Origin of the sequence: Facklamia languida CCUG 37842 (genome assembly GCF_000245795.1) — a bacterium.
Taxonomy (GTDB): domain Bacteria; phylum Bacillota; class Bacilli; order Lactobacillales; family Aerococcaceae; genus Facklamia; species Facklamia languida.
In genome coordinates this window covers 1,120,897-1,144,941 of sequence record NZ_JH601133.1, presented here as the reverse complement: position 1 = coordinate 1,144,941, position 24,045 = coordinate 1,120,897, and the positions used below count along the sequence as shown (strand labels likewise).

23 protein-coding genes and 1 tRNA gene are annotated in these 24,045 nt (G+C 43.0%); 6 read left to right on the top strand and 18 right to left on the bottom strand.

The features are described from left to right. Positions 1-15: 15 nt before the first annotated feature. Positions 16-3,606, top strand: a complete 3,591-nt coding sequence (locus HMPREF9708_RS05260) for an FtsX-like permease family protein (RefSeq protein ID WP_006309180.1) — start codon at positions 16-18, stop codon at positions 3,604-3,606. A gap of 88 nt (positions 3,607-3,694) precedes the next feature. Here HMPREF9708_RS05260 and alr read toward each other — a convergent pair whose 3' ends face one another. Continuing rightward, positions 3,695-4,867: an alanine racemase gene (alr, locus tag HMPREF9708_RS05255; protein ID WP_006309179.1), complete on the bottom strand. Its 1,173-nt coding sequence runs from the start codon at positions 4,865-4,867 to the stop codon at positions 3,695-3,697. Positions 4,868-4,993: 126 nt separating this feature from the next. Here alr and HMPREF9708_RS05250 point away from each other — a divergent pair, with 126 nt between their 5' ends. After that, the gene (locus tag HMPREF9708_RS05250; protein WP_006309178.1) at positions 4,994-6,118 is read left to right on the top strand and encodes an HAD family hydrolase; all 1,125 of its coding nucleotides are present in this window, start codon (positions 4,994-4,996) and stop codon (positions 6,116-6,118) included. Between the two features lie 151 nt (positions 6,119-6,269). Here the strand turns inward: HMPREF9708_RS05250 and HMPREF9708_RS05245 are convergent, their stop codons facing one another. Continuing rightward, positions 6,270-6,692: a cupin domain-containing protein gene (locus tag HMPREF9708_RS05245; RefSeq protein WP_006309177.1), complete on the bottom strand. Its 423-nt coding sequence runs from the start codon at positions 6,690-6,692 to the stop codon at positions 6,270-6,272. Between the two features lie 435 nt (positions 6,693-7,127). Here HMPREF9708_RS05245 and HMPREF9708_RS05240 point away from each other — a divergent pair, with 435 nt between their 5' ends. From HMPREF9708_RS05240 to HMPREF9708_RS05235, 3 genes are all read left to right on the top strand, one after another. Then, entirely contained in the window at positions 7,128-7,451 is a 324-nt protein-coding gene (locus HMPREF9708_RS05240) for a hypothetical protein (protein WP_006309175.1), read from the top strand. Positions 7,452-7,580: 129 nt separating this feature from the next. Further along, on the top strand, positions 7,581-7,880 hold the full coding sequence (locus HMPREF9708_RS08690) for a S24 family peptidase (protein WP_198004233.1): 300 nt from the start codon (positions 7,581-7,583) through the stop codon (positions 7,878-7,880). Next, the gene (locus HMPREF9708_RS05235) at positions 7,810-8,325 is read left to right on the top strand and encodes a hypothetical protein (RefSeq protein ID WP_006309174.1); all 516 of its coding nucleotides are present in this window, start codon (positions 7,810-7,812) and stop codon (positions 8,323-8,325) included. Before HMPREF9708_RS08690 ends, HMPREF9708_RS05235 begins: the two co-directional genes overlap by 71 nt. A 335-nt stretch (positions 8,326-8,660) precedes the next feature. On the opposite strand, the gene HMPREF9708_RS05230 is transcribed toward HMPREF9708_RS05235, so the two are convergent. The 12 genes from HMPREF9708_RS05230 to HMPREF9708_RS05180 form a co-directional block, all read right to left on the bottom strand. Beyond that, positions 8,661-8,733, bottom strand: a tRNA-Lys gene (locus HMPREF9708_RS05230). A 148-nt stretch (positions 8,734-8,881) separates the two neighbouring features. After that, on the bottom strand, positions 8,882-9,052 hold the full coding sequence (locus HMPREF9708_RS08300) for a hypothetical protein (protein WP_156798781.1): 171 nt from the start codon (positions 9,050-9,052) through the stop codon (positions 8,882-8,884). A gap of 160 nt (positions 9,053-9,212) precedes the next feature. After that, positions 9,213-9,659, bottom strand: a complete 447-nt coding sequence (locus HMPREF9708_RS05225) for a hypothetical protein (protein WP_232215545.1) — start codon at positions 9,657-9,659, stop codon at positions 9,213-9,215. Between the two features lie 222 nt (positions 9,660-9,881). Next, the gene (locus tag HMPREF9708_RS05220) at positions 9,882-11,078 is read right to left on the bottom strand and encodes a metallophosphoesterase (protein WP_006309172.1); all 1,197 of its coding nucleotides are present in this window, start codon (positions 11,076-11,078) and stop codon (positions 9,882-9,884) included. Positions 11,079-11,086: 8 nt separating this feature from the next. After that, positions 11,087-11,872, bottom strand: coding sequence for a phosphonate ABC transporter, permease protein PhnE (gene phnE / locus HMPREF9708_RS05215; protein ID WP_006309171.1), 786 nt, complete (start codon positions 11,870-11,872; stop codon positions 11,087-11,089). Then, positions 11,872-12,651 carry a phosphonate ABC transporter, permease protein PhnE gene (phnE, locus tag HMPREF9708_RS05210; protein WP_006309170.1) on the bottom strand — a complete coding sequence of 260 codons (780 nt, stop codon included), beginning with the start codon at positions 12,649-12,651 and terminating at the stop codon, positions 11,872-11,874. Before phnE (HMPREF9708_RS05210) ends, phnE (HMPREF9708_RS05215) begins: the two co-directional genes overlap by 1 nt. Positions 12,652-12,655: 4 nt before the next feature. Continuing rightward, on the bottom strand, positions 12,656-13,474 hold the full coding sequence (phnC, locus tag HMPREF9708_RS05205) for a phosphonate ABC transporter ATP-binding protein (RefSeq protein WP_006309169.1): 819 nt from the start codon (positions 13,472-13,474) through the stop codon (positions 12,656-12,658). A gap of 86 nt (positions 13,475-13,560) precedes the next feature. Further along, a complete protein-coding gene (locus tag HMPREF9708_RS05200; RefSeq protein WP_006309168.1) occupies positions 13,561-14,478 on the bottom strand; it encodes a phosphate/phosphite/phosphonate ABC transporter substrate-binding protein in 918 nt (305 codons plus the stop codon). A gap of 488 nt (positions 14,479-14,966) precedes the next feature. Next, positions 14,967-15,734 (bottom strand): ABC transporter permease, encoded by a 768-nt coding sequence (locus HMPREF9708_RS05195; protein WP_006309167.1) that lies wholly within the window; start codon positions 15,732-15,734, stop codon positions 14,967-14,969. A 1-nt stretch (position 15,735) separates the two neighbouring features. Beyond that, positions 15,736-16,533, bottom strand: coding sequence for an ABC transporter ATP-binding protein (locus tag HMPREF9708_RS05190; RefSeq protein ID WP_006309166.1), 798 nt, complete (start codon positions 16,531-16,533; stop codon positions 15,736-15,738). Between the two features lie 90 nt (positions 16,534-16,623). Continuing rightward, on the bottom strand, positions 16,624-17,673 hold the full coding sequence (locus HMPREF9708_RS05185) for an ABC transporter substrate-binding protein (protein ID WP_006309164.1): 1,050 nt from the start codon (positions 17,671-17,673) through the stop codon (positions 16,624-16,626). Positions 17,674-17,829: 156 nt separating this feature from the next. Beyond that, on the bottom strand, positions 17,830-18,948 hold the full coding sequence (locus tag HMPREF9708_RS05180) for an acyl-CoA dehydrogenase family protein (RefSeq protein ID WP_006309162.1): 1,119 nt from the start codon (positions 18,946-18,948) through the stop codon (positions 17,830-17,832). A 362-nt stretch (positions 18,949-19,310) separates the two neighbouring features. Between HMPREF9708_RS05180 and HMPREF9708_RS05175 the strand changes: the two genes are divergently transcribed. Next, positions 19,311-20,120 (top strand): phosphate/phosphite/phosphonate ABC transporter substrate-binding protein, encoded by an 810-nt coding sequence (locus HMPREF9708_RS05175; RefSeq protein ID WP_006309161.1) that lies wholly within the window; start codon positions 19,311-19,313, stop codon positions 20,118-20,120. A 43-nt stretch (positions 20,121-20,163) separates the two neighbouring features. Here HMPREF9708_RS05175 and HMPREF9708_RS05170 read toward each other — a convergent pair whose 3' ends face one another. The 4 genes from HMPREF9708_RS05170 to HMPREF9708_RS05155 all read right to left on the bottom strand — a co-directional run bounded on the left by HMPREF9708_RS05170 (position 20,164) and on the right by HMPREF9708_RS05155 (position 23,781). Then, the gene (locus tag HMPREF9708_RS05170; protein ID WP_006309160.1) at positions 20,164-21,312 is read right to left on the bottom strand and encodes a trans-sulfuration enzyme family protein; all 1,149 of its coding nucleotides are present in this window, start codon (positions 21,310-21,312) and stop codon (positions 20,164-20,166) included. Positions 21,313-21,325: 13 nt separating this feature from the next. Further along, entirely contained in the window at positions 21,326-22,258 is a 933-nt protein-coding gene (locus HMPREF9708_RS05165) for a PLP-dependent cysteine synthase family protein (RefSeq protein WP_006309158.1), read from the bottom strand. Positions 22,259-22,485: 227 nt separating this feature from the next. After that, a complete protein-coding gene (locus HMPREF9708_RS05160; RefSeq protein WP_006309154.1) occupies positions 22,486-23,481 on the bottom strand; it encodes an aromatic acid exporter family protein in 996 nt (331 codons plus the stop codon). Between the two features lie 39 nt (positions 23,482-23,520). Then, positions 23,521-23,781 (bottom strand): glycine zipper family protein, encoded by a 261-nt coding sequence (locus HMPREF9708_RS05155; RefSeq protein WP_006309153.1) that lies wholly within the window; start codon positions 23,779-23,781, stop codon positions 23,521-23,523. Positions 23,782-24,045: the final 264 nt, after the last annotated feature.

Genomic DNA, 24,045 nt, shown 5'->3' with positions numbered 1-24,045 from the left:
AAGAAGCGTGGACTCATGCACAAGCGAACCCTCAACCAAACCATCCTGCGTTCCTTTACCGAATCTAAGGGACGGTTTTGGTCGATCTTGCTCTTGATGGCGCTAGGAGCCTTTGGCCTAGTCGGGTTAAAAGTAACCAGCCCGAACATCGATGCGACCACTTCCGACTATATGGACCGCTATCAGGCTATGGACTTAGCGGTCTTATCAGATTATGGTCTAGATGCCAAAGACCAAGCCGAACTGGAGGCCCTGGCCCCTCAAGCCCAAGTTGAATTTGGCTACTTCTTAGATACGGTGATCAAGGACCAGTCGGATGCCATCCGGGTCTTCTCCCAAACGCAATCCATCTCCCAATTCGAATTGGTTGAAGGCCAATTCCCCAACCAGCCAGACCAAATTGCCCTGGCTTCCTTTATGCGAGGCCAGTATCAAGTGGGAGATACCATTGAGTTGAGTGAAGCAACCTCGAATGCAGACCTGCCGGACAAACCATCCCTGGATGAAGAAGCGACCGAATCGGGCGATTTCTTAAAGTCCCACCGGTTTACCATCACTGGTTTCGTCAATTCACCCGAAATAATCTCCAATGTGGAGCTCGGACCTGCCGCTTCAGGATCAGGGACTCTAGCTGGCTATGCAGTAGTTCCAGCCACTTGCTTCGACATGGAAGCCTATACCATCGCCCGCTTGTGCTACCAAGACCTGCGCGGCCTGCCTGCCTTCTCCGATGACTACCGTGACCGGGTCCAGGACCACCAGGCTGACCTAGATACAAGGCTGGCAGATAATGGACCCGACCGGCTGATCACCCTTCGGCAGGAGGGAAAAGAAGCTATTCAAGATGGGCGAGACGAAATCGACCAAGCCAAGGAGGACCTAGCCGAGGCCAAGGACCAACTGCAAGAAGGCCAAGAAGAGATTGACAAGGCCAAGCAAGAAATTGCAGACGGGGAAAAAGAATTAAAAGAGCGCCGGCAGGAAATAGTCGATGGCCAAAAAGAAATTGACCAAAATCGGGCCACCCTCGAATCAAGCCAAAAAGAATTAGATGCGAAACGCCCACAGCTCCAAGAAGCCGCTGACCAACTGGCACAAGGAGAAGCAAAACTCCAAGCGTCTAAGAACGAACTCGACCAGGCCAAGGCTCAGATTGACCAGGCCGACCAAGAATTAGCCCAGGCCAAAAAAGAACTCGACCAAGCCTACCAAGAACTCATCGGTCCCCTTAATGAATTAAACCAAGCCAAGGACCAGCTAGATGCTTCCAAACAAGAACTGGACCAGGGCTGGGACCAATGGAGTCAAGGCCAAGCACAAGTCCAAGCCCTAGCGGACCAACTGACAGACCAAGGCCTTGACCCCCAGTCCAACTCGGACTATCTCACACAAGTAGCGACCTTAGAAGCGCAATACCAGGCCTTAGAGACCGCCCAAGCGGAATATGATCAGGGCTTGGCCCAATACCAGACCAACAAGGCCCAATTTGATCAAGCGGCCGCTCCCTACTCTCAAGGAGTCTATGACTATAATGCCGGTTACAATCAACTGACCAGCCAAAAGGCTGCCTACCAACAAGGTCTCAAAGAGTATCAAGCTGGTAAAGCCGAACTCGCCAGCAAGCGTCAAGACTATCAAGACGGCTTGGACCAAGTAGAAGCTGGTCAAGCGGAAATCGACCAAGGCTACCAAGACTTGCAAGAAGCGCAAGCGGAAGTAGACCAAGGCCAAGTTGATTTGGAAGCAGCCGAAGAAGAATTAAACCAGCACAAGGCAGACCTCAAAGAAGCTGAAGCGGAATTAGCCGATAACCAAGCCAAGTATGACCAAGAGGAAGCTGACGCCTTGGACGACATCGCTCAAGCCGAGGAAGATCTCGACCAGGCCCAAAGTGACTTGGATAAGCTAAATGAACCCGCTTACCATACCTATACCCGCCGGACTATCCCTGGGGGCGAAGGCTACTTGATGGTCTACCTGTCTGCCAACGGGATCTCCCAAGTCGGCAATATGTTCCCTGTCGTTCTCTATCTGGTAGCCTGTCTGGTCACAGTCACCACGATGACCCGGTTCGTCAGTGAGGAACGGACCAATGCAGGAATCCTCAAGGCCCTAGGCTATGGTGACCTGGATGTGGTCAAGAAGTTCACCCGCTACGGCTTTACAGCTGGTATTCTTGGGACCCTCCTCGGCGTCCTTGCTGGTATGTACCTCCTGCCCTATCTCCTGGATAAGACCCTCTTATCGGACACGATCCTACCCAGTATGACCCTCGACTTCCACTGGCCCATCACAGTCTTCGCTATCTTCTGTGCAGTCCTCGTCGCCGTCCTGCCTCCCTTATGGATTGCCTACCAGGAATTAAAGGAAGTCCCCGCCCAATTGCTCCTACCCAAACCCCCTGTTAAGGGGTCCAGCATTCTCTTAGAGAGGGTCCCCATGATCTGGCGGCGCCTGAGCTTTATCCAGAAGGTGACTGCCCGCAACCTCTTCCGCTATAAGAAGCGGGGCATGATGACCATCATCGGGGTAGCTGGTTCGGTCGCCCTCCTCTTCTCTGGATTAGGTCTCCAGTCCTCGCTCTCCAAGATGGCTGAGCGTCAATTTGACGACATCATCGGTTACGATGCCTTAGTGGTCGAGAAGGAAGACATTGACGCAACCGCCCGTCAAGAACTTCAGGCCAAGCTGAACCAAGCTGGCATTGACCGCTATCAACCGGTCTACTCGAAGTCCTTCACCAAATCCATTCCCGGTGTGGAAGATGAACAGTCCATCCAGTTGTTGGCGATTGAAGGCGACACCTTCGACCCCTATATCCAACTCTATGATCCACAGAAAGACTCAGAGACGAGCCTTAAGGTCCAAAGCGATGGGGTTCTGATCAATGAGAAGCTAGCCAAGATCTTGAATGTCGAACTTGGTGATTCCTTCACAATTGAAGATTCACTCCGCCGGACCTATACCCTTAAGATTGCGGGCATCACTGAGCTCTATGCCGGCCACTTCATCTACCTCAATGGGAACTATTATCAAGAAGTCTTCGGCCACCCCCTCCAGACCAATAGTTACTTGTTGACCGTCAAGGACCAGACAGCTCAGAACATCCAGGCGATCGCTTCGGACTTTATGAGTCTAGAGGCCATCCAAGCAGTCGTCCAAAATACCAGTGCCATTCACCAGGTGAATACCCTGGTTGATTCTCTCAACCTGGTCATGAATGTCTTAACCATCGCCTCCATGCTGCTGGCGGTCGTAATCCTCTACAATCTGACCAATATCAATGTCGCTGAGCGGATTCGTGAACTTTCAACCATTAAGGTTCTTGGCTTCCTCAACCGAGAAGTCACCGCCTATATCTACCGCGAGACCATGATCCTCTCCCTACTCGGGGTAATCTTGGGGCTATTGAGTGGTAAACTGCTCCACCGCATTCTCGCTAAGACCATTGCGCCAGCCGAGATGATGTTCTCCTTAGATGTGGGTCTTCGAACCTATGCTGTTCCAGTGATTGCCATCTTTGTTATCCTGTTGGGGCTCGGTTGGGTCGTTAACCGTCGCTTGCGTCATGTTGATATGTTAGAAGCCTTGAAGTCCAACGAATAATTACCCTTTCTAGTTAAAGACCCCTTAAGTCGAGCCCAATCCATGGGAACACTTAAGGGGTTTTTGCTTGGTGTATAGAGAAGAATCGCTACATCCGCAGTAAGAGTTCGCGGTGTTGGACTTGGCCTTGTTCCAAATAGATCCGGGGAACTCGCTTGGAGACACTACAGGTCAATTCATAGGGGATCGTCCCGGCCAATTCAGCCATCCGCTCAATCGGATTCAAAGGACCAAAAATCTCAATCTCACTGCCAACATCGACTGCTAACTTGTCGGTTAGGTCCACCATACACATGTCCATACAGATCTGACCTAGGACTGGAACAGGTCCTTGAACACTCATCAATTCATACCGGTTCGATAAGTTACGGCTAAAGCCATCCGCATAGCCATAAGGCAAGACCCCTACCCGGGTATAGTCGCCTTGCGTCTGGTAAGTTCCGCCATAAGAAATTAAGGTCCCAGCCGAATAAGTCTTGACGGTGCTGACCGTGGTCTTAACCGCCATGACAGGTTGGAGACCCCAAGCCTTAGCATGCGGTCCATAGCCATATAAGAGTAGACCAGGTCGCACCATATCCAGGTGGGTCTGAGGATAAGAGACAGTGGCCCCGGTATTGGCACAATGCTTAAGGGGAAACTTCCATCCCAAGCGGTCCTCAACAGTAGTCACTAAGTTCATAAAGAGGTTAAATTGCTCCAAGGTATAATCATGCGCTCGCTCATCCTCTTCATCCGCCATCGAGAAGTGGGTAAAAATCCCTTCCGCTTCAAGCCCTGGTAACTGAGCCGCGTTGACAATCCCTTCCACTCCCGTCTTGAAATGGTCGCCATCACAGAGATAGCCTAGACGGGACATCCCCGTATCGACCTTGAGGTGGATCTTCAAACGGCCACCATATTTAACAGCTTCCTCACTATACTCAAGCGCCTTTGCTTCACAAGTCACAGCCTGGGTAATATTGAAGCAGATCAACCGGTCCACTTGTTCCTTAGGTGTGTGCCCTAGGATGAGGATCGGCATGGTAATCGAATTAACCCTCAATTCAATCGCCTCATCAATTGAAGAGACCGCTAGGTACTCCACCCCTAAATCCTGCAAGTGCTTAGCCACCGTCACAGATCCATGGCCATAGGCATCTGCCTTCACCACCCCAATGAACTTCACATCTTGTCCAATATGCGCCTTAATTTGTTGATAATTATATGTCAGGGCGTCCAAATTAATTTCCGCCCATGTCCGTCTTAATGTCGATTCCATAATAGAGACCCTTTCCTAGTATTTCCTCTCTATTATAATCCACTTTGACCTGATATGAAGCATAATTTTCACGAAGGCTTAGGCGGTTCATGCTATAATCAACTTAAGCAGACAAGGAGGAGACCTATGAAACCACTTAAGCCCTTAAAATGGGAACCTACCCTCTACCAACGACTGGCCCAGCTTATTCAAGACCACGCCCAACCCCAAGCAAGTGATCCGTCCCAACGTGCCTACATGGTCTTTGACTTTGACGAGACCTGCATCACAGGAGATATTGAAGACCACTTTATGACCTACCTGGTCGACCACTTTGCCTTCAAGTTAGACCCTGATCAGTTGCGACAAGTACTCACCTGCCAACCTGAGATCCTCAATCGACAACTACCTGGTCAAGCGGCGATTCTTCAGGACCTGGTCGACGATCTCTTAATCAGCTACCAAGAAGTCTGGCAGCAAAAAAATAAGGGGCAGGCCATTCCCCAGCCGCAAGACCCTCACTACCAAGACCTAGCTGCCAAATTGACTTTTTATTACTTCACTGCCATGCGACATATGACCTTCGCGCCCAACCAATGGATATCCACCTACTTCTTCACTGGCTTCACCCAAGACGATATGGCCCATCATGTTCAAGTCATGCTCAAAGAGCCCCGCTATCAAACCCGGCAAATCCGCCATTGGACAAGTCTACCGGACCCAACAGGTCTGATTGGTCCGATTGAAGTCTCATATCAAGCTGGGATGGTCTTTTGTGAAGAGATGATCAACTTATTTCAGGCCTTAATCAGCCACGGGATTGATCCTTATATAGTCAGTGCGAGCCCTCTTCCCTTGGTGGAAGCGGTCGTCGCTCGGAGTCCATTGTCCGCCATAGACAAGTCACAGATCTATGCCATGCAGACCCAATTTAATCCTGCAGGCCAGATTCTCAACCAACTGGATCCTACCGCCCATACGAGCCATGGGCCTGGCAAGAGCCAGGTCATCCGGGACTGGATCAGCCCCCGCCATCAAGGCAAGAGTCCTTTGGCCATCTTCGGTGACAGCATGGGCGACTATGACATGTTAACCCAATTCGACCAGACCACGACCCGTGTCCTCTTCAACCGCCATCTGAATAACCCAACCCAAGACCTGGCCCAAGAAGCTCAGCTTACCTACGGTCAAGCAGATGCCAAATTCTTCCTACAAGGCAAAGACTACCGCACCGGCCAATTCTTAAACCAAATCCATTCGATCTTCGCTTAATAGTCCATAACATTTCGACCAACTAGTAAAATAAGACACCCGAAAAGCAAGTCTTAACAGGCACTTTTCGGGGATTTTGTTTGAAGAATGGCCACACTGGAAAATAAAAAAACTCAAGAGCAGCAAGGCTACTCTTGAGACTCTTCAACTCTTAATGTTCGTTTGGATCATTCTCAGCGTCTTCGTGCGTTGGGTGGACAGTACCTGCCACATGGTCTGGTCCAGCATAAATGGTATATAACTTCAGTGGCTGGTCCCCAATGTTGGTAACATTATGCCAAGTATCTGCTGGAACAAAGATCGCATCATCATCTGACACTTCTTGTTCAAAGGTCAAATTGTCTTCCGCATCCCCCATTTGGCAAAGCCCTTTACCTGATTCAATGCGTAGGAATTGATCGATACCATGGTGGATCTCAAGACCAATATCATCACCTGTCGCAATGGACATAACCGTTACTTGTAACTTGTCACCTGTCCAGATCGTCGTCCGATAGTTTTCATTCTCAACTGAATAATCTTCAATATTGACGATATAAGGCTCTTTGCCATGATCTTTATAATCAAATGCCATCCCTTATGCACTTCCTTTATTAATATTCGACGAATCCGTCAAGAATTGATCCTCAACGATCCGACTATGTTCACTTTATCACGATAAGATAAGAGAAGCAAAGAAAATGCTTCCAGGAATGATTGGTCGAGAACTGCGGGCAGAGATACTAGTTGGGGGCTTTACGTGACTCGCCCTGACTTCATTAAGTCTTGGACGGTCTCATATTTTACTACTATTATTTTTTGATAATGGATGCCATGGTATGGGGGGATTATCCGATAGGAGTTGAACGAAGTATATTTATGTTCTTAAATATATAAAGCTGAATAGCAATTAGCTAATCTATAAACGGATTATCGCAGTTATTTAAGATTAAAATTATTTTATATATAAATTTTAGTTTTAAACAATTTTTCGTGTGGTATCATATGGATAGAAAGGGGTGAGAAAAGAGTGATCGTTGAAGATAAGCTAAGAGAAATGATAAACGATCGATATGGCAGCGTTCGACAATTCGCTATTCACGCCAACCTACCATATACAACGGTTTTATCAATCTTAGATCGTGGTGTCTTAAATGCCAAAACATTGAATGTATTTAAAATGTGTGAGAATCTTTCCATTGATATCGAATCATTAAAGGACGGAAAGATAATAGCGACCAGTGATCAATCTGATTTATCACTTATCTACTCCCAACTCAATCCACAACTTCAACGTAAGGTTTACCACTTTGCTGAAAACCTGCTTAACGAGCAGAATAATCATATCGGATAAAAATCTGAACTTTACATTAAGAGTCTAACTGAAGCCAGTAAATTAATAACTGGTGACACCAGTTACGAAACGATATCCGCTAATTTGCCTAAAGGTGCAAACCGAGGTTTACTGAAACGTGAGGACTTTATGGAACCTCTAATTAAAGAGAATTTAATTATCTTCTATAAGAAGCAACCTGCTGTTGAGAATGGCGAAGTGGACATCATGGAATTAAATGGTCACGATGTAATGTGCAAGAAGTTTTATTTTAATGGTAAGAAAGCAATTCTTAAATCTACCAATCAAAAGTGTAAAGATATTTTCCTGAAAGTGATATTAGGAATATTGGGAAAGTTATTTTATAGGAGGATAAATCATGAAGAAAAATTTATTACTATTAGCAACTTTATTCACTTTAGGAGGATTTGCTCCGTCTGTATCAGCTGAAGACAATCCAAACCAAGCGCGAATTGAAGAGATTGAAGCTCAAATTAAGGAGCTACAGGCTGAATTGAAAGAGTTGAAAGGCGATGAAGAAGGCGAAAACCAAATAGTCCTTGACAATGAGCTGTTTAAAATTACCTATAAAGAGTTCAAAGAAAAAGATGACCGTTTAGAGTTTATCTTTGAGGTTGAAAATAAAACAGATGAAAATTATACATTCCAAACTGAGTTAATTTCTATTGATGGATATATGGTAGATGATACAAACAAATCAATGTCCGATAGCGTTGCTGCTGACAAAAAGGGGAAAATAAGATTAACAATTAGCGATCATACAGATGAGGGGCTTCCTGAACCGACTGGAGATTTAGAATTAACTCTACGTACCTTTGTGGATGGCAATTATTCAGATGTTATGAGATATCCAATTGCCGTTGAATTAGATTAATAAAAACCACTCCCTACATCCAGGTAAATGAGTGAGACAGAGCCCGTGCAAGGGCTCTTTATGTTGCAATTTTATCAAAATAAGAGGAGTGAGCAACACGGATTGAGGAATTACCAAACGAAATGGTTAATTTATATAAAACAACTGGTAAGGATAACTGTATCTCTATTATTCTAGACAATAATATCGCACAAGCTAAAAGCACCAGTTATAATATTAGATAAAAATTACAAGATAAACTTTGGATAATTTGCCCCTTATCTGCCCCTTTTGCAAATTTAAAAACAAAAAATACGCTTAACGTTTTCCGAAAACATCAAGCGTATCAATGGTTATGTCCCCTGTAGGACTCGAACCTACGACCCTCTGATTAAGAGTCAGATGCTCTACCAACTAAGCTAAGGAGACTTTTTGTGAACAAAAATCATTGTACTACTAACCGAGATTGAATGCAAGGATTTTTTAGATGATTTTTTAATTTCTAATAAATATCAGAGGAATCGTTATAGCGCATAATTGTAACCCCCCACTGATTTGTGGGGGGCTACTCTCGATTTTACATTTTAGTCCGGGAATCTTCTTCCTTAGACAATCGTCTTTCCTTGATGAGCAAATTAATAATCACTGCAACAAGCACTGGGATCCATGCATACGCCCAAAGCTTCCAGACAAACCCCATTAACAAAGCAATCAATGCAGCAACTACGTATAAAAGACTGGTTTTCAATGATTACACCCTCCTTGATCAACCTTCAGTGATTGCGGCTCAATTACGAGATACTTGACTAACAATTACCTCACCAAAATTATAGTCCCATCTTTTTGATTGAACAAGCAGATTGCTTAGCCTTGGATAATCGTTACTAGGTTTCTCTGAATGATAAGGACTAGACAATCTTTGAAGGAACTTTCTCCTGGAGGAAGTCAAGCGCTTGAGGGGAATAATTTTGCCGGACCGTATAGGTATACGGGCGCTTTTTGCTATCAAAGGAGACTAGCAAGCCATTTTTCAAATCAATTTCGATGGATTGAATATTTTCCCAGGGAATGCAACGTAGCCAGAGGTTACGACCGGGCGAGTAGTAGATGCCACGCTCATGAATGCCGCGTCCCGTCCAGACTGAAAATAGATATAGTCCGCACATCAGGGCCAGCCACACGTCAAAAACACTGCGACCGACAGTCAGCGCAACCCAGACCAGGATAGCCATACTGATCACCATGGCCCCCTTCAAAGGTGCAGTCATCATTGCTGGATATTGGCACTCACTCCGTATCTTAAAATTTCGAATACTCAAAATACCTATCACCACACAGAGCGCAATTACTAACATACTTCGATCTTGCATCATCCGATCTCCTTCTTAATTCTAGTTCTTAAAGCACAGACCCTATCTGGATCGACCGTTCAATTGTAGCACAGAATTAGGAGGAAAGCGGATGGATCAACTAAATCTTAACTTATACAGGATCAAACAAAAGCTAACCGCTCTTTCGTTTGGCTTCTTATGGATCTTTCCGTCTCACTCCTCACAACCAACTATTCATAATGAATCTTAAATCCTTTTGAAATGGTCTCTCTGCGCCAACACATAGTCTTCTAACACAGGGGTGAGTATTTTTTCTCTTATTCGGTAGCTTGGTAAGAGTGAATCGGTTGCAATCACAGTGTAGACCCTATCTTCTTCAATTTGGTCAATGGGTTGGGACACTCTCTGCATTGGATGAGTCTCTTCATTCTTCAAAATGCAGTCTATAAGCCGCCAGCCTTCAATGACGTATTGCTGAATAGGAAAAGGTAAAACCAGCTGCTTACTTAAACCACTCAGAGTCCTATCCTCTCCGAGATCCATATAAACGAGATCCGCAGGATAAGTCGCAACCAGATACTTCATAAAGTCCTCTTGATCAACCGAGATTTGTAGCCATTCTTGATAAGCCCCTTCATAGATCGGTTTAAGCAGGCAATTTTCGCGCATCAAGCTTTCTGCCTTATGAACTTGATTGGTTAATAACCTGCCTCTGTCGAAAGTCTGCTCGCCATAATACTTGCCATAACTACCTACTTGTACCATCGCAACTCCATTAGAATGGACCGCTTCCTTGACAAGATGTTGATGGCCGCATATTAAATTATCAATTTCTGGGAACTGATGCATCAACTGATAGGCCTGATCTTCCTCACTTGGATAATGCCAGAGCTGCCCGTTCGATGGATCTTGGACGATCCCACCATGATAGGCCAAACAAAGGTGGTCATACTTAAGATCAGCTTGATCAATGTCTCTGAGAACCTCTCTGAGACTTTCCAAAGCCGAACTGACAATGCATTGGCTTAAGACTTCTGGTCGCGTCAATCGACTAAAAGCTGAAGTCATTAAGCCAATCACTAAAATTCGAGTGCCATCTCGCGTTTCTTTAAGCATATAGGGTTTAAAGATCCTTTTTCCTTGAGGATCATAAAGATTAGCGCAGATATAATCCGCCTTCAAAACATGGACCTGTTGAATTAGCCAGTCGAGCCCATAATCTAGATCATGATTACCTGGAATCATCACATCGTATTGGATAGAGTTAGCAAGGTGTGTAAGTGGACTAATTGAATAGTTCAAATAACAAAAAAGAGAGAAAAGATTCCCTATTAAAAAATCTCCATTATCAATCAAGAGATCTGGCTGCAACTGCTTTAAATCCAATACTATATTCGGATATTGGGCATGCATATCACTGGTCGAAAGGATTGAGTAGGTCATGATACCTCCTATTTCATAAGTTGTCGAATTTGTGTCGAAAGGAGATCAATACAGATGACGACCAAAATAATTGCTAATAAAATGATACTCACTCGCCCCCAATTTCGCTGCTGTAGAGCAAAAATAACAGGGGCTCCGATTCCACCCGCGCCAACCAAACCAAGTGTTGTTGCACTTCGCACATTGATTTCAAAATGATTGATCACATGTGAAGCCGACATAGCTATCACCTGAGGAATCCTCGCATACTGAAAGCTCTGAAAGGCTGAAGCCCCAGAAGCTCTCATCGCCTCGACTGGCACTTCATCCGATCGGTCTAATTCTTCACTCACCAATTTACCCAGCATGCCGATGAGTTGAATCCCCAAAGCTAGCGCACCTGCAAAGGCCCCGGGGCCAACAATTCGGACAAAAAGAATAGCATAAATGAGGGCTGGAACAGATCGTAAGAGATTTAAGACGAGGCGACCAATCAAGGGGATCCACTTCCAATTGCCCCAGACAACATCTGAAGCGAGAAGAATAAAAGGAATGGATAGAATGACCCCTAAAATTGTGCCGTAAAAAGCAATAGATACCGTCTCGAACATCAAATAGACCAGGTCCTCCCCTGAGCGATCATAGACATAAGTCCAATCTGGATTAGCAAGGCCTTTAACCATATTGGCTAAGTCATTCAAACGCATATTAGCAAGGTTCGAATAATCTAAGGACCAAAAAGCATAAATAATAAGACTTAGTAAGACCACTAATAGGAAGTGATTGACAAGTTTTTTAATATGGTGGCTAGCCATTATAGCACTTCCCTTCGAATATACTTACTAATAGCATTTGTAATGAAGATCATCAAGAGAATCATAAGCATGATTAAACTGACTCGACCAAATTGAAAGAAACTAAGCGCCGAATTTAACATCACACCAATTCCTCCTGCTCCAACATAGCCGAGTACAGCTGAGGCACGGACATTCACTTCAAAGGCATAGAGAGCATAACCATAGACCGCATCCTTAACCTGAGGCCAAACCGCAGTGATGGCCAACTGAAATCGGGTCGCACCAATCGATTCATTTGCCTCAATAGGACCGTAATCAATTGTCTCAATCGATCCAAATATGAGTTGCGACACCATACCAAAAGTAAAAACGGCGATGGTCAAAACCCCTGTTAATTCCCCAATTCCGACTATGGCCACGAAGATAGCAGCCAATAATAAATTAGGAATCGTTCGGATCAGGCTAAAAAACGTTCGAAATATAACCGTTACAAAAAGATTACGAGTAACTAGCTGCGTCCCTAAAAAAGCAGCTGGAATTGCTAAAATAACACCCAGAAAAGTACCTGCTAAGGACATTAAGAGGGTCTCAATCATGGGATCAATGAGCTCAGGTAGGTAGGACCATTCAGGGTTTAGGAAACCACTTAAAAAGACTACTGCTTGTGAATGATTATCAATCACGTCATTCCACTCGACTTCAATGACCGATCCTGCTCCGATAAAGAGCAAGATTACTAGGCCTAGGATTGCAAGCTGCTTTGGTAGCTGATCATGGATCGTTTCTTTCAACTTCATGACCCTACACCTCCTGGGCTGGTTCATTAATGAGGGGGGCTTCGCTCACGTCTGGATGGCTTGCTTGGTCTGCAGCATCATTTAGAATCTCTGCTCCATAAATCTCACTTAACTTCGCATCTGTTGCAAGTCTAGCAGGACCATCAAAGACTATCTCCCCCGCCCGCATACCAATAATCCGACTAGCATATTGACGGGCGAGCGGAATAGAGTGAATATTTACTATAATTGTGCGATTAAGTTCACGATTCAAGCGCAAAAAGTCATTCATCACGGTCCGAGCCGTTACAGGGTCGAGAGCAGAGACAGGCTCATCGGCTAAGATGATCTCGGCTTCCTGAACAATCGTTCGAGCGATCGAGACTCTCTGCTGCTGGCCACCACTCAAGGCATCCGAGCGAACTTTTAACTTATCTGACAGGTTTACCTTCTTCAAAGCTTCTGCAACTTTATCATAATCTTCCTTCTTGAAGAGACCAAAGAAAGATTGCAGATTATTATAAAAACCTAATCGCCCGGATAACACATTCTTTTGTACAGTATTCCGCTTTACAAGATTAAACTGTTGGAAGATCATTCCGATATTTCGACGGATTCGACGCAGTTGTCTGGGTGAAGCTTTAGTTAAAGACTCCCCATTGATTAGGATTTCTCCTTCTGAAATCTCATTGAGCCGATTTAAACTTCTTAAGAGGGTAGACTTTCCAGCACCGCTCAAACCGATAATACAAACAAATTCTCCTTGATCGATCTTCAGATTTATATTCTTAAGACCGACGACCCCATTATTAAAGACTTTTGTCACGTTATTGATTTCTATCACAATCAGAATCTCCTTTATCTAAATAAGTAGCGACATAATCATTATGTCGCTACTTACTTTACTTGATGATTTGGTTGGCTATCTACTTATTCCGCAGCAATTTTTGTATAGTCTTCAACCGTATCATAAGCTGCTTCGTCCGCTTCGGTATAACCGATGTGGCTCCAGAGTGACATGATTTCTTGACCTTCTTCAGTATCTCCCATGGTTAAGAAGGCTTCTTTGATTTTTTCTCTTAATTCATCATCCATAGAAGGTTGAACCGCAATCGCATCGTTCGGAATATCACCTTCACTTAAATAGATCACCTTGAGGTCTTTCATCAGATCATTATCTGGAAAGGCCTTACCAAAGACGATACGCGTTCCTTGGAATGAGAACATGGCATCTTGTTGACCATTTAGAATTGAAGTGATCATACTTGGAATATCGTTAACAGTTGTTAATGTTAAGTCTTTAACATCGATACCCTTTTCTTTCATTTCTGCAATTGGATAAATAAAACCTGAAGCAGAAGCTGGGCTCAAGGTTGCGATACGCTTACCAACAAGGTCTTCAAGTGTTTCAATCTCACTATCTGCCTTAACGAGGACTTCCGCCTTGAAAGTGCCTGTTGTCTCCCCCTCAAGCGGAAGACCTGTTTCTGGATCAAATTTACCTAATTCTGAAGTTAGAATCGCTTCAGCAGCATTTAAATTACGTGCTTGCACATAGGCAGCCGGCGGCATGATTCCCAGGTCCACTTGACCTGACGACATGGCTTGAACAATGGTTGAGTAGTCTGTTGCCAAGGTTACTTTGACTTCACGACCTAATTTCTTAGACAAGTATTCTCCAAGTGGCTTAGCTTTCGCCTCCATCGACCCATCATTATTGGTCGGAACAAATTGGACTTGTAGAGGCTTTTGGTCTTCCGCATGAAGGACTTGACTGGAAGTCGTACCTACTACTAAACAGAAAACAAGCGTCAGACCTAATAACATATTTCTAAACAAATTCTTCATGCATTCAATCTCCTTTATTTGTGATCAAAATTATCTTACCAGAGAAATGTTAATACTACGTAAAGTTTATGTAAATTAGAAGTAAAAAAAGCCATCCGCTCTTGCGGTTGGCGCTTATTGATTTTTACCTGTAAATCACTAATATGATAGAGAAGTTATTGTTAATCCGATTAGAAAGAAGAGCCATTTTTGATAAGAGATTCTAACTGGTAAATCTTTCAAAAAATTTGGCACAGATAGTTTTATTTGATTCCCAAAATTAAATAAAAAAACAAACCCTACATTTTTTCATGTAAGGTTCGTCTCGAATCTGAATCTCTTATTCAGAAGTTTTTTGATTATTCCCTTTGTTAAATGAGTTGATATGGGATACATCATTTATCCTACAATTCACCCTGTTCCTTAAGACTGAATCGATTCACATCTTAAGATTTCACCCAAAGAGATCGATCATCTTACAAGACTAGAAATAACACTGGTCTAGATGTTTACTTGTCATTGATTGTCCATCGAAGTGTTCGCTCTTTAGCTTTCTCGAATGCCAGCATGACAATCAAGAGGATAAAGATCATAAATAGTAGACCGGCCCATGCATAGTCATACATTCCATAATCTGTATATTTCTTGACGAAGTAACCCATTCCTAGCTGAGTTCCATACATCTCCGCAAAGACTAGAATCAAGAAAGTTCCCCGAATCGAAGTGACCAAACCTGAAAAGATGGAAGGCATTGCAGCCGGATATAGGACCTTGAACAGGCGCTTAACCCCTTTTATTTCCAGCGTATCGGCAATATCTAAATACACACGGTCTATCGTGATAATTCCATTAATCGTAGCAAACAGCGTTGGCCAAATGATATTATATGCGATCAAAAAAATCGATGCGAGCTTGAAATTTGGTGCTAATACCAAGGCAAAGGGTGATAAAAGAATAGAGGGGACCACACTCACTGTATAAATAATCGGATACAATACACGGCGACAGAAAGGACTTAAACCCATGATTGTCCCCAAAGCCAATGCAATAATTAAAGCAATAATTAAAGACGGAATCATCAAACCGAAGGATCCAAGCATATTATCAAAGAAAGTTAAATTAACTTCTCCAAAAGCTTTTATGATTTGATCGACAGGTGGAAATAAAAGCTTATTAACATTATCATTATTAGATAAGTAGACATATGTAAAATACAGTCCTAAAAACAGGAGGCCGGTGACCCAATAATTCTTAATGAAACGAATAGTTTTCTTCATCTTATTGATCCTCCTCATCAACCCGTTTGGAGATATCCAAATTAATGTAATAAAGAAGCTGATTACGAAGTTCTAGGATCGCTGGATCTTCATATAAAGTCGCACGATCTTCCCCTTTCAATAATGGAACCTTCACATCGTAGAGGATACTAGAGGGTTTCTGACCTAAGACGATTGTCCGGGTGCCAAGAAGAATTGCCTCATCAACATCATGAGTGACAAAGAAAACCGTCTTCTCTTGCTCAAATTCTTCCATCAGATCGAGCAACAAGTCTTGAAGTTTAGCGCGTGTAATAGCATCCAAAGCGCCGAATGGTTCATCCATAAGAAGTACAGGTGAATCGATACCCAAGGCACGAGCAATTGAACAACGTTGCTGCATTCCCCCTGATAATTCTTTCGGAAGCTTATGAGCGACTTCCTCTCCAAGTCCTACTTGTGATAATAAATGAAACATCCGCTTTTTAACCTCATCCTTTGAAAGTTTCGGAAACTTTTGTTTTAGAGCCAGTTCAATATTCTCGCCAGCCTTCATCCAAGGAAAGAGACCATAATTTTGAAACACAAAAGCACGATCTAAACTGGCAGACTTGATGTCTTGACCATTCATTTGAATACGACCTTGACTAGGAATTTGAAGTCCTGCTAAGAGCTTTAAGAGCGTGCTCTTACCGCATCCAGAAGGTCCAAGGATCGTTATGATCTCTCCCTTTTCCGCTGTAAAGTTAATATCTTTCAGGATAATTTCATCGCTTCCCTTGTAGGAGAACACGAGATTATCAACTTGAATATAACTCATATGTCACCTCTCATCATAAAATATCATAAACGAGCCAAAGAAATTGAATAAATCGATTCAATTTCTTTGGCTTTTCATCCGTTATCGCCATTAGTCTTGGTTGTTTTCCTCAAAGTATGCCATCTGTTCTTGATACCAAGCCTTTTGATCTTCAGGTACTTCATCGATTAACTCCGTCAAGGCTTGAAGGTAGACCTCATTATCTAAGTGATCTTCAATATTAACATCTTTAGATCGTGCATCTAGGATTCCTAATTGACCTAACCAATCCCAAGCTCGTAGGACAGGTTTTTTTAGTGGGTCTGGATGAATGATATAGTGCTCACTCTTAATATATGCCTCTACATATTCTCTGTTTGCACCTAATTTATCCATGGTCATTTGAACGACTTCATCTTTGTTTTCATAGAAATATTTTGTTGCTTTTAGTAGAGCCTTGTGTAGGTTTTTGAATTCTTCTTTATTGTCATTAAAGAAATCACGACGAGTCACCATGCGGCAGCAAGAATAGTTAGGGAGTACATCATCTAAATAAGCCATTACTTCAACTTCATTTGATAATGAGATAGCATAGTTTTGGTTGGTGCCGATTACACCATAATCTGCTTCTCCTGTTGCAACAGCCATTACTTTATCCTTGTCATCATCGAATTCTAACCAAGTGATTTCATTTGCTGGATCATATCCCTTATCAAGTAAAGGACCTGAGATGTAGTATCCAGTTGGACTTCCTGCTACTTTCTTACCTAATAAGTCTTCTACACCATTCCACTTAGTTCCTGCTGGTGCAATAATTGGCATCGCACCCGCCACCATGTGACCGCCAAAAATCATCAAATCATTTCCCGCAGAAATATTTTGAAGTGGAGCGTTTGTCCCTTCATTGGAGACAATATCACATTGACCGTTATTTAGAGCAGAAAAAGTATCTGACGGCCCTTCTAGTGGAATCTCTTGAATTTCGAGTCCATATTCATCAAAGTATCCCTGTTCTTTGGCAATCGTCACCATTGCATTACCACTCAAGCCTTGTGCCCAGCGAATCTTAAACTTTTCTTCCGCATGAATTTGATTGGGTGCAATCGTTACAACAATGTTTAACAAGATAACTGCTAAAATAAATTGACATGCTTTTTTCATCTTTATCCTCCTTAAATTTACAAAGCGTCTAACCGAATTATGTATTCCAAGTGACTATAGAGCAATCGTAATCATTTATATAACAATATAAACAGATCTTAAAGTGCTAATCTCGAAAAGATTTGTTACCAACAAGATTCTATGGATCCAACAGGTTTAGTCAATTCCTTTCAAGTAAGGTAAACCAACTAGCTGGCGACCAAGCCAAACTCTCAAGACATCATAGCCGGGCGCCATAACTTGAGCGCCTAAAGAATCCCGCATTAAGCGTTCCATTGGATTCTTACCCCGCACATATCCAATACCACCTACTAATCGCATCCCTTGACTACCATTTTTGACAGCAGCCGAAGTCGTTACAATGCGTGCAGCATTCACATTCTGAAAACCATCCTCAGCTCCAGATTGAACATTATAAGCCGCTGCAAAAAGTGTCTCTCTCGCTGCATAAGCACGGGCATAAAGCTCAGCTAAATTGGTTTCAACTGTTTCAATCTCTCCCAATGAACGTCCATTGGAGTAAGTTCGTTCTTTAACATAGCGAGTCGCTTCTCTAGCAATCGCCATCGCAATTCCAGCTGAAGATGAAGCTAAGCCTACTAAAAAGATTAATCGATCTCCATCACCATTTCCTTGGATCCGATAGAAGTGGTCAATTTTGGCATCCTTTAAAACCATTGGGTCTGATACATTTCCACGTAGACCCACTCCATCGTAATTAGATTCAAAAGATAGACCCTCTGTATTAGATGGTACAACCCATAAGTTCGTCGAACCATCTTCTACATTACGACTGATTGTCAAATAATAATCAGCCTCTCTAGCTGTTGTTACAAAGCTTTTGCGTCCATTTAAAATCGAATAGCCGTCCTCGGTTACTTCTTCCATTTCTGGTAAATAGAAGTGTGTCCCATTTCCTGTCTCTGAATAGGCTAAGGCTAAAATAGCTTCCCCTGAAGCTACTTTTGGCAAAATTTCCTGCTTTAACTTTTCTCCAGCATAGAGCGATAAACAATAGGCCCCTACATTCGACATCATATAGCAAAGAGAAGCCGAAGCATCCCATTCTGCTAGTGCCGTACAAACTTCTGCATGAGCACCGATATCTTGGCCTTGACCACCATAAGCTTCTGGTATCACCAAACCAAAATAACCATTCTCTCTAAGCGCTTGGATCGCTTCCCGTGGAAATGCACCCTTCTGGTCTGCCTCTCTAGCAAAAGGTGCGAGATACTTCTCACCGAAACTTCTGGCCTCGTCATAATACTTTGACAATCTTTTTCCTCCTTTAATCTTTTATAAGCTTGTCTCTAGGTTGACTCGCCAGTAAGGTTGGACCTATAGACAACAGCTTTATCCTACCTAGACAATGGTAAAGGGTCAACCGCATTTGATATTCGACCATAATATTTATTATCTTATTCAATCAATCAAAAATAACCTATTGGTTCATCCATGGTTTGTGATTAATTGATCAATCATCGGATGATAAGTTTTTTTTGCTGCTTAAAAAGTAGATATCTTTCATAATTCCCCTCTATTCATTTAAAAATTTCATAAATAAATCTCAAATTTACTTAGCTGAACCTTATTCTTTTGACTATGATAAGGTTAGATTGAATAAGGAGGTTTAAATTTTGAATAAACTAACGATTACAATGGATGCTTCAGCTGCTTATGTCGAGATCTTTGATGCTTATCTTGCTTACTTTGCTAAGAATGGACTTGAAATTGAGGTACTTCACCTCTCACCTGCTAATACCGCTTTAAATTATTTTCTCGATGGTAAAGCTGATCTCTTCTGGGGTGGTCCCTTAAATTATGCGATTATAAATCATCACCTTGATGGCAAACAACTAGCTCCGCTCGCTGAAGACACAGACATTGATTGCCATTCTGTTTTTATTACACGGTCTGACAGCCCTATCCAGTCAATTGAAGACCTCAGAGGGAAGACCATCTCGACTGGCCCCAAATATTCTGCTGAGTCTCGAATCATTCCAGCACAATATTTGCGAGAAGCTGGCTTAGAAATCAACAAAGACTATCAAGAAGTGAATTTTCCTACTCAAAACGAGGGGATACGTGCGATGTATGAAGGCCAAATTGACTGTGCAGTCTCTTTCTACCGTAACTTTTTAAAAGAGCTCGCTTTTGGTGTCTATATGGACTGGGAGCTAAAAGTTATTGGACGCACACCTGTCTGGGACCACTGTATCTTCCTTGGTCAACCCAATTTAGACAAAGAAAAATCTGAAGACTATCATAAGCTGATCGACTTAATGCTAAAAATGGATAAAGATGACCCCCTTGTTGCCAAAGAAATGCGGATGGAAGGGGTCAATAAATGGGTCGAGGGAAGACCTGATCGTTATCAGCTCTTATTAGATGGTGCAGATTACCTCAATATCTATGAAGCTTACAATCAAGAAATTCTCAAACGTTAAACAAAAAACTGCTCCAATCAAAGGAGCAGTTTTGTTTTTTTGACTAAATCTTGGCTGCTTCAAAGGCTTGTCTCAGATCTTCTTTCAGATCTTCAATTCCCTCGATACCGATCGCTATCCGCAAGAGGTTTGACTTAATTCCAATCTGATGGAGTAGCTCTGGCGCATAATCTTCGTGTGTCATCGTAGCTGGCAAACAAATTAAAGACTCAACTCCGCCTAAAGAAACTGCCAAATCAAAGACCTTCAGAGCTTTAAAGAAGGCTTCCAAATGATATGATTCATTGAGTTCAAAAGAGATTAATGAGCCAAATCCTTTTGCTTGTTTGACTTGGATTGCGTATGAATCCGATTCAGGGTCCAATCCAGTGTAATAGATACGGTCACAAGCGGGGTGATCCTTTAGAAAGGAAACAATCGCTTGAGTATTTGACTCTTGACGATCGATCCGCAGAGGCATTGTCTTAATCCCTCGACTTAACAAGAAACAGTCAAAAGGAGCAAGCGGTGATCCATAGAGCTTGCGTTGTTTCTTGTAAATGTCAAATAATGTTGAATCATTGAGCGCAATCAAACCTGCAATCAAATCAGAGTGCCCACCATAATACTTGGTTGCAGAATAAACGACCACATCTGCCCCCAACTTTAATGGCTCTTGAAGGTAAGCTGTCATAAATGTATTATCTACAATTACTTTGATCCCTTTTTGCTTAGCAGCCTGGGCAACATACGCAATATCCGTCACTTCGACCAAAGGATTTGAAGGTGTTTCGATGAAAACTGCTTTGACCGAAGGATCAAGCTCGTCAAATTGATAGACATTAAAGTCTGTTACTATCTCATAATGAACTCCTTTCTGCTTCAAGAAGTCAGAAACATAGGTCCAAGTCCCACCATAGACATTTGAATTCAACAGGATCTTATCTCCGGCCTGTAGGAAAGATAGGGCAATTGCGGTTGCGGCCATCCCAGATGAAGTAGCTAATACATGTTGGCAGTCCTCAATACTTGCCACTTGCTCTTCCAAGTGAGACCTGGTTGGGTTCCCTGAGCGAGAGTACATAAATTCACCAAAGCTATCGATACCCGCTTGGTTATAAGTTGAAGACAAATAAATTGGATAGGAAGGCCCCGGGTATTGGCTATCTTCTAAGCGGCCGCTGTGTATTGCGCGTGTTAAAAAATCATTCATAATATCCCTCTTTCTATTGATCATCCATCACATGGTTCGGCAACAATTCCATTGATAAGTAGCGCTCTCCTGAGTCAGGGCAAATCACGACTAAGTTCTGGTCACTTTCAAATTGATCAATCACCTGATTGACTGCGGCTATAGCAGCAGCAGAGGAGGCTCCTAGGAAGAGTCCTTCTTCCTGTGCTAACCGCTTAACCCAGTCGATTGCAGTTTCGGAATTAACCGTTAGTTCTTTATCAATCAGACTCTGATCCAGAATTCCAGGCAAAATAGACACCCCTATACCGGATATTTGGTGTTCACCATCCTCTCCACCCAATAAGACAGCAGCTTCACTCGGTTCAATCGCATAGACCTGGCAACTAGGATTACATTCTTTTAGATAACTTCCTGTACCTGTCAAGGTTCCACCCGTACCGACTCCTGCAAATAGTGCATCCGGAGCTTGGCCCAAATCTTTCACAATTTCCGGACCGGTTGATTCGTAGTGAGATCGAGGATTCTCCCTATTCCAGAATTGCGACATAAAAAAATATCCCTTGTCCTTAGCAATTTGTCGATAACGGTCGACATCTTCTGCAATTCCTCCTGGACTTGATGATAAAATCACCTGCCCCCCATAGGCCGAAATTAACTGCTGTCGCTCTCGACTAGCCTTCTTAGACATCACGATAATCACAGGATATCCCTTTAAAGCTCCAACCATGGCTAATCCAACTCCTGTATTCCCGGAGGTACACTCCAGGATCGTCTGACCTGGTTTTAATTCACCTGATTGTTCAGCGGCTTCAATCATCCTCAGAGCGACTCGATCTTTAACAGACCCTGCTGCATTGAACATTTCCAACTTGACGTAGACATTTGCCTGCTCTTGTTTAAATACGCGATTTAATTTCAGCAATGGCGTATTTCCAATAAGATCTATAGCAGAATTGTATTGCACTGATTACCCTTCTTTCTGGATCATACTTCTCCTTCCCTATTGTAGGAATGAGTCCTACCAGTCTTCAAATAAGGTTCTTCGATAAATAAATAGACAAAAAACGACCATCCTAACCTAAAGATGGTCTCTTCATTATTAACTGTTATCAGAAAATTTAATAATTAGCTTTCGAATGAACTAGAGAACACGATCCTTCTTCATCCACCTTCAGCTAGTTCGTAAGCCCTTTACTTCGTCTTAATCAACAACCCAGCCAGAATTCCTTTAGATTTTGCCTTTAGATTAATCCGATTGCTAATTTCGATGAACTGGTCCAGGTCACGGAAGACTTGGAAGATCGCAGCACGAATCGCAAATTCCTCATGAGTTTGAGGGAGTTGCATCATATGGAAGTGGTCTTTGAGATAGGCCACTCGGTCTTTCATCTTTTGAATATCGGCTTCCTTATTTAAGCTATTTGCCGTTTGAATGAGAATATCGGAGACCAGCTGACCATCCGAATATTCGGGTGGGATGGTTTTGAGATTATCATACATGTCCTGAAGAAGGTCGAGTTCCATCTCCCTCAAACGCAAGATATAGAGGAGGTCACTGCTATGCTCAATTAGGTTGTCCTGTTCAGTCACAGCCAAGACAATCGCATCCGATAGATCTTTCTCCAAGGTATCGATCAAGTCCTCATAGGCTTGGACATCCAAGGAATCCACTAAGGACTGACCATAGAGCTTAAGTAAGGATTCAATTTCTCGGTCAATTCCTTCAATCAAGCGGATCAACTCAGATTGACTATTGGGCGCATAATAATTGGTCAACATGGCAAATGACGTCCCAATGATGACGAGTCCCATTTCATTTAGAATAATTCCTAGGTTAATTTCGCCAAAGGCCAAAAGATGGGTCAAAAGGACACTTGAGGGACCCAGGCCGATTTCAACTTTTAATAAGAAGGAGACCGGAACAAAAATTAATAAATATAAGCCAAAGACCCAAGTATCATAGCCAATCAGCTCAAAGAGAACCCCTCCAACAAATAAAGCAATCACAGCCGACACAGTTCGCTTCAAGCCACCTTGCATCGTGGCTTTTCGGGTCTCAAAAATATTTAAGATCGCAATAATCCCCGCGGCTGACGAGAATTCAAGGCCTAGCCATTGGGCTAAAAAAATGGCCAAGAGGGCTGCTAGCGCAATCTTGACGGTTCGAATCATAATCGCTTTATTCATGTAGCATTCCTTTCACCTGTATCCATCATTCATCAACCTCTATTTAGGACGACTCATCCCCACAATCATGCCCAACAACATGCCAATGGACATGCCGATGGCGATATTCTCTGAGCCGAGTGCCACACCGACTGCTGTACCCAGACACATCCCAACTGCCATGCCTTCCGTCATGTGATTCTCTTCTTTTTGTTCTTCCTCACTTGATTTTGCTTTTCCCTTCTTCACTGTGTAATAGATGATATAAACAACAAGCACACAGATTAAAATTACAGGTAATAATACTCTTAGAAGATCCATTCCGATCCTACTCTCCTTTAATTAAAGGATGTAGATAGCTTCTGTTCTGACTTACACCCTTATTTTTTTATTTGATAACCACTATGAACTAGTCTTAACCATGCTACCATCCATTATCTTCATCAATTATACTCCAGGCAGTCGTCTTTTTCTAATCATAGGGGGAAACTCGACCAATCCAATGCCTATATCGACCTGGTTACTTGCCCTAAACAATAGTGTGCCCATTGGAAGCTATTTTATGGCTTTCATCACCCAGCTTGG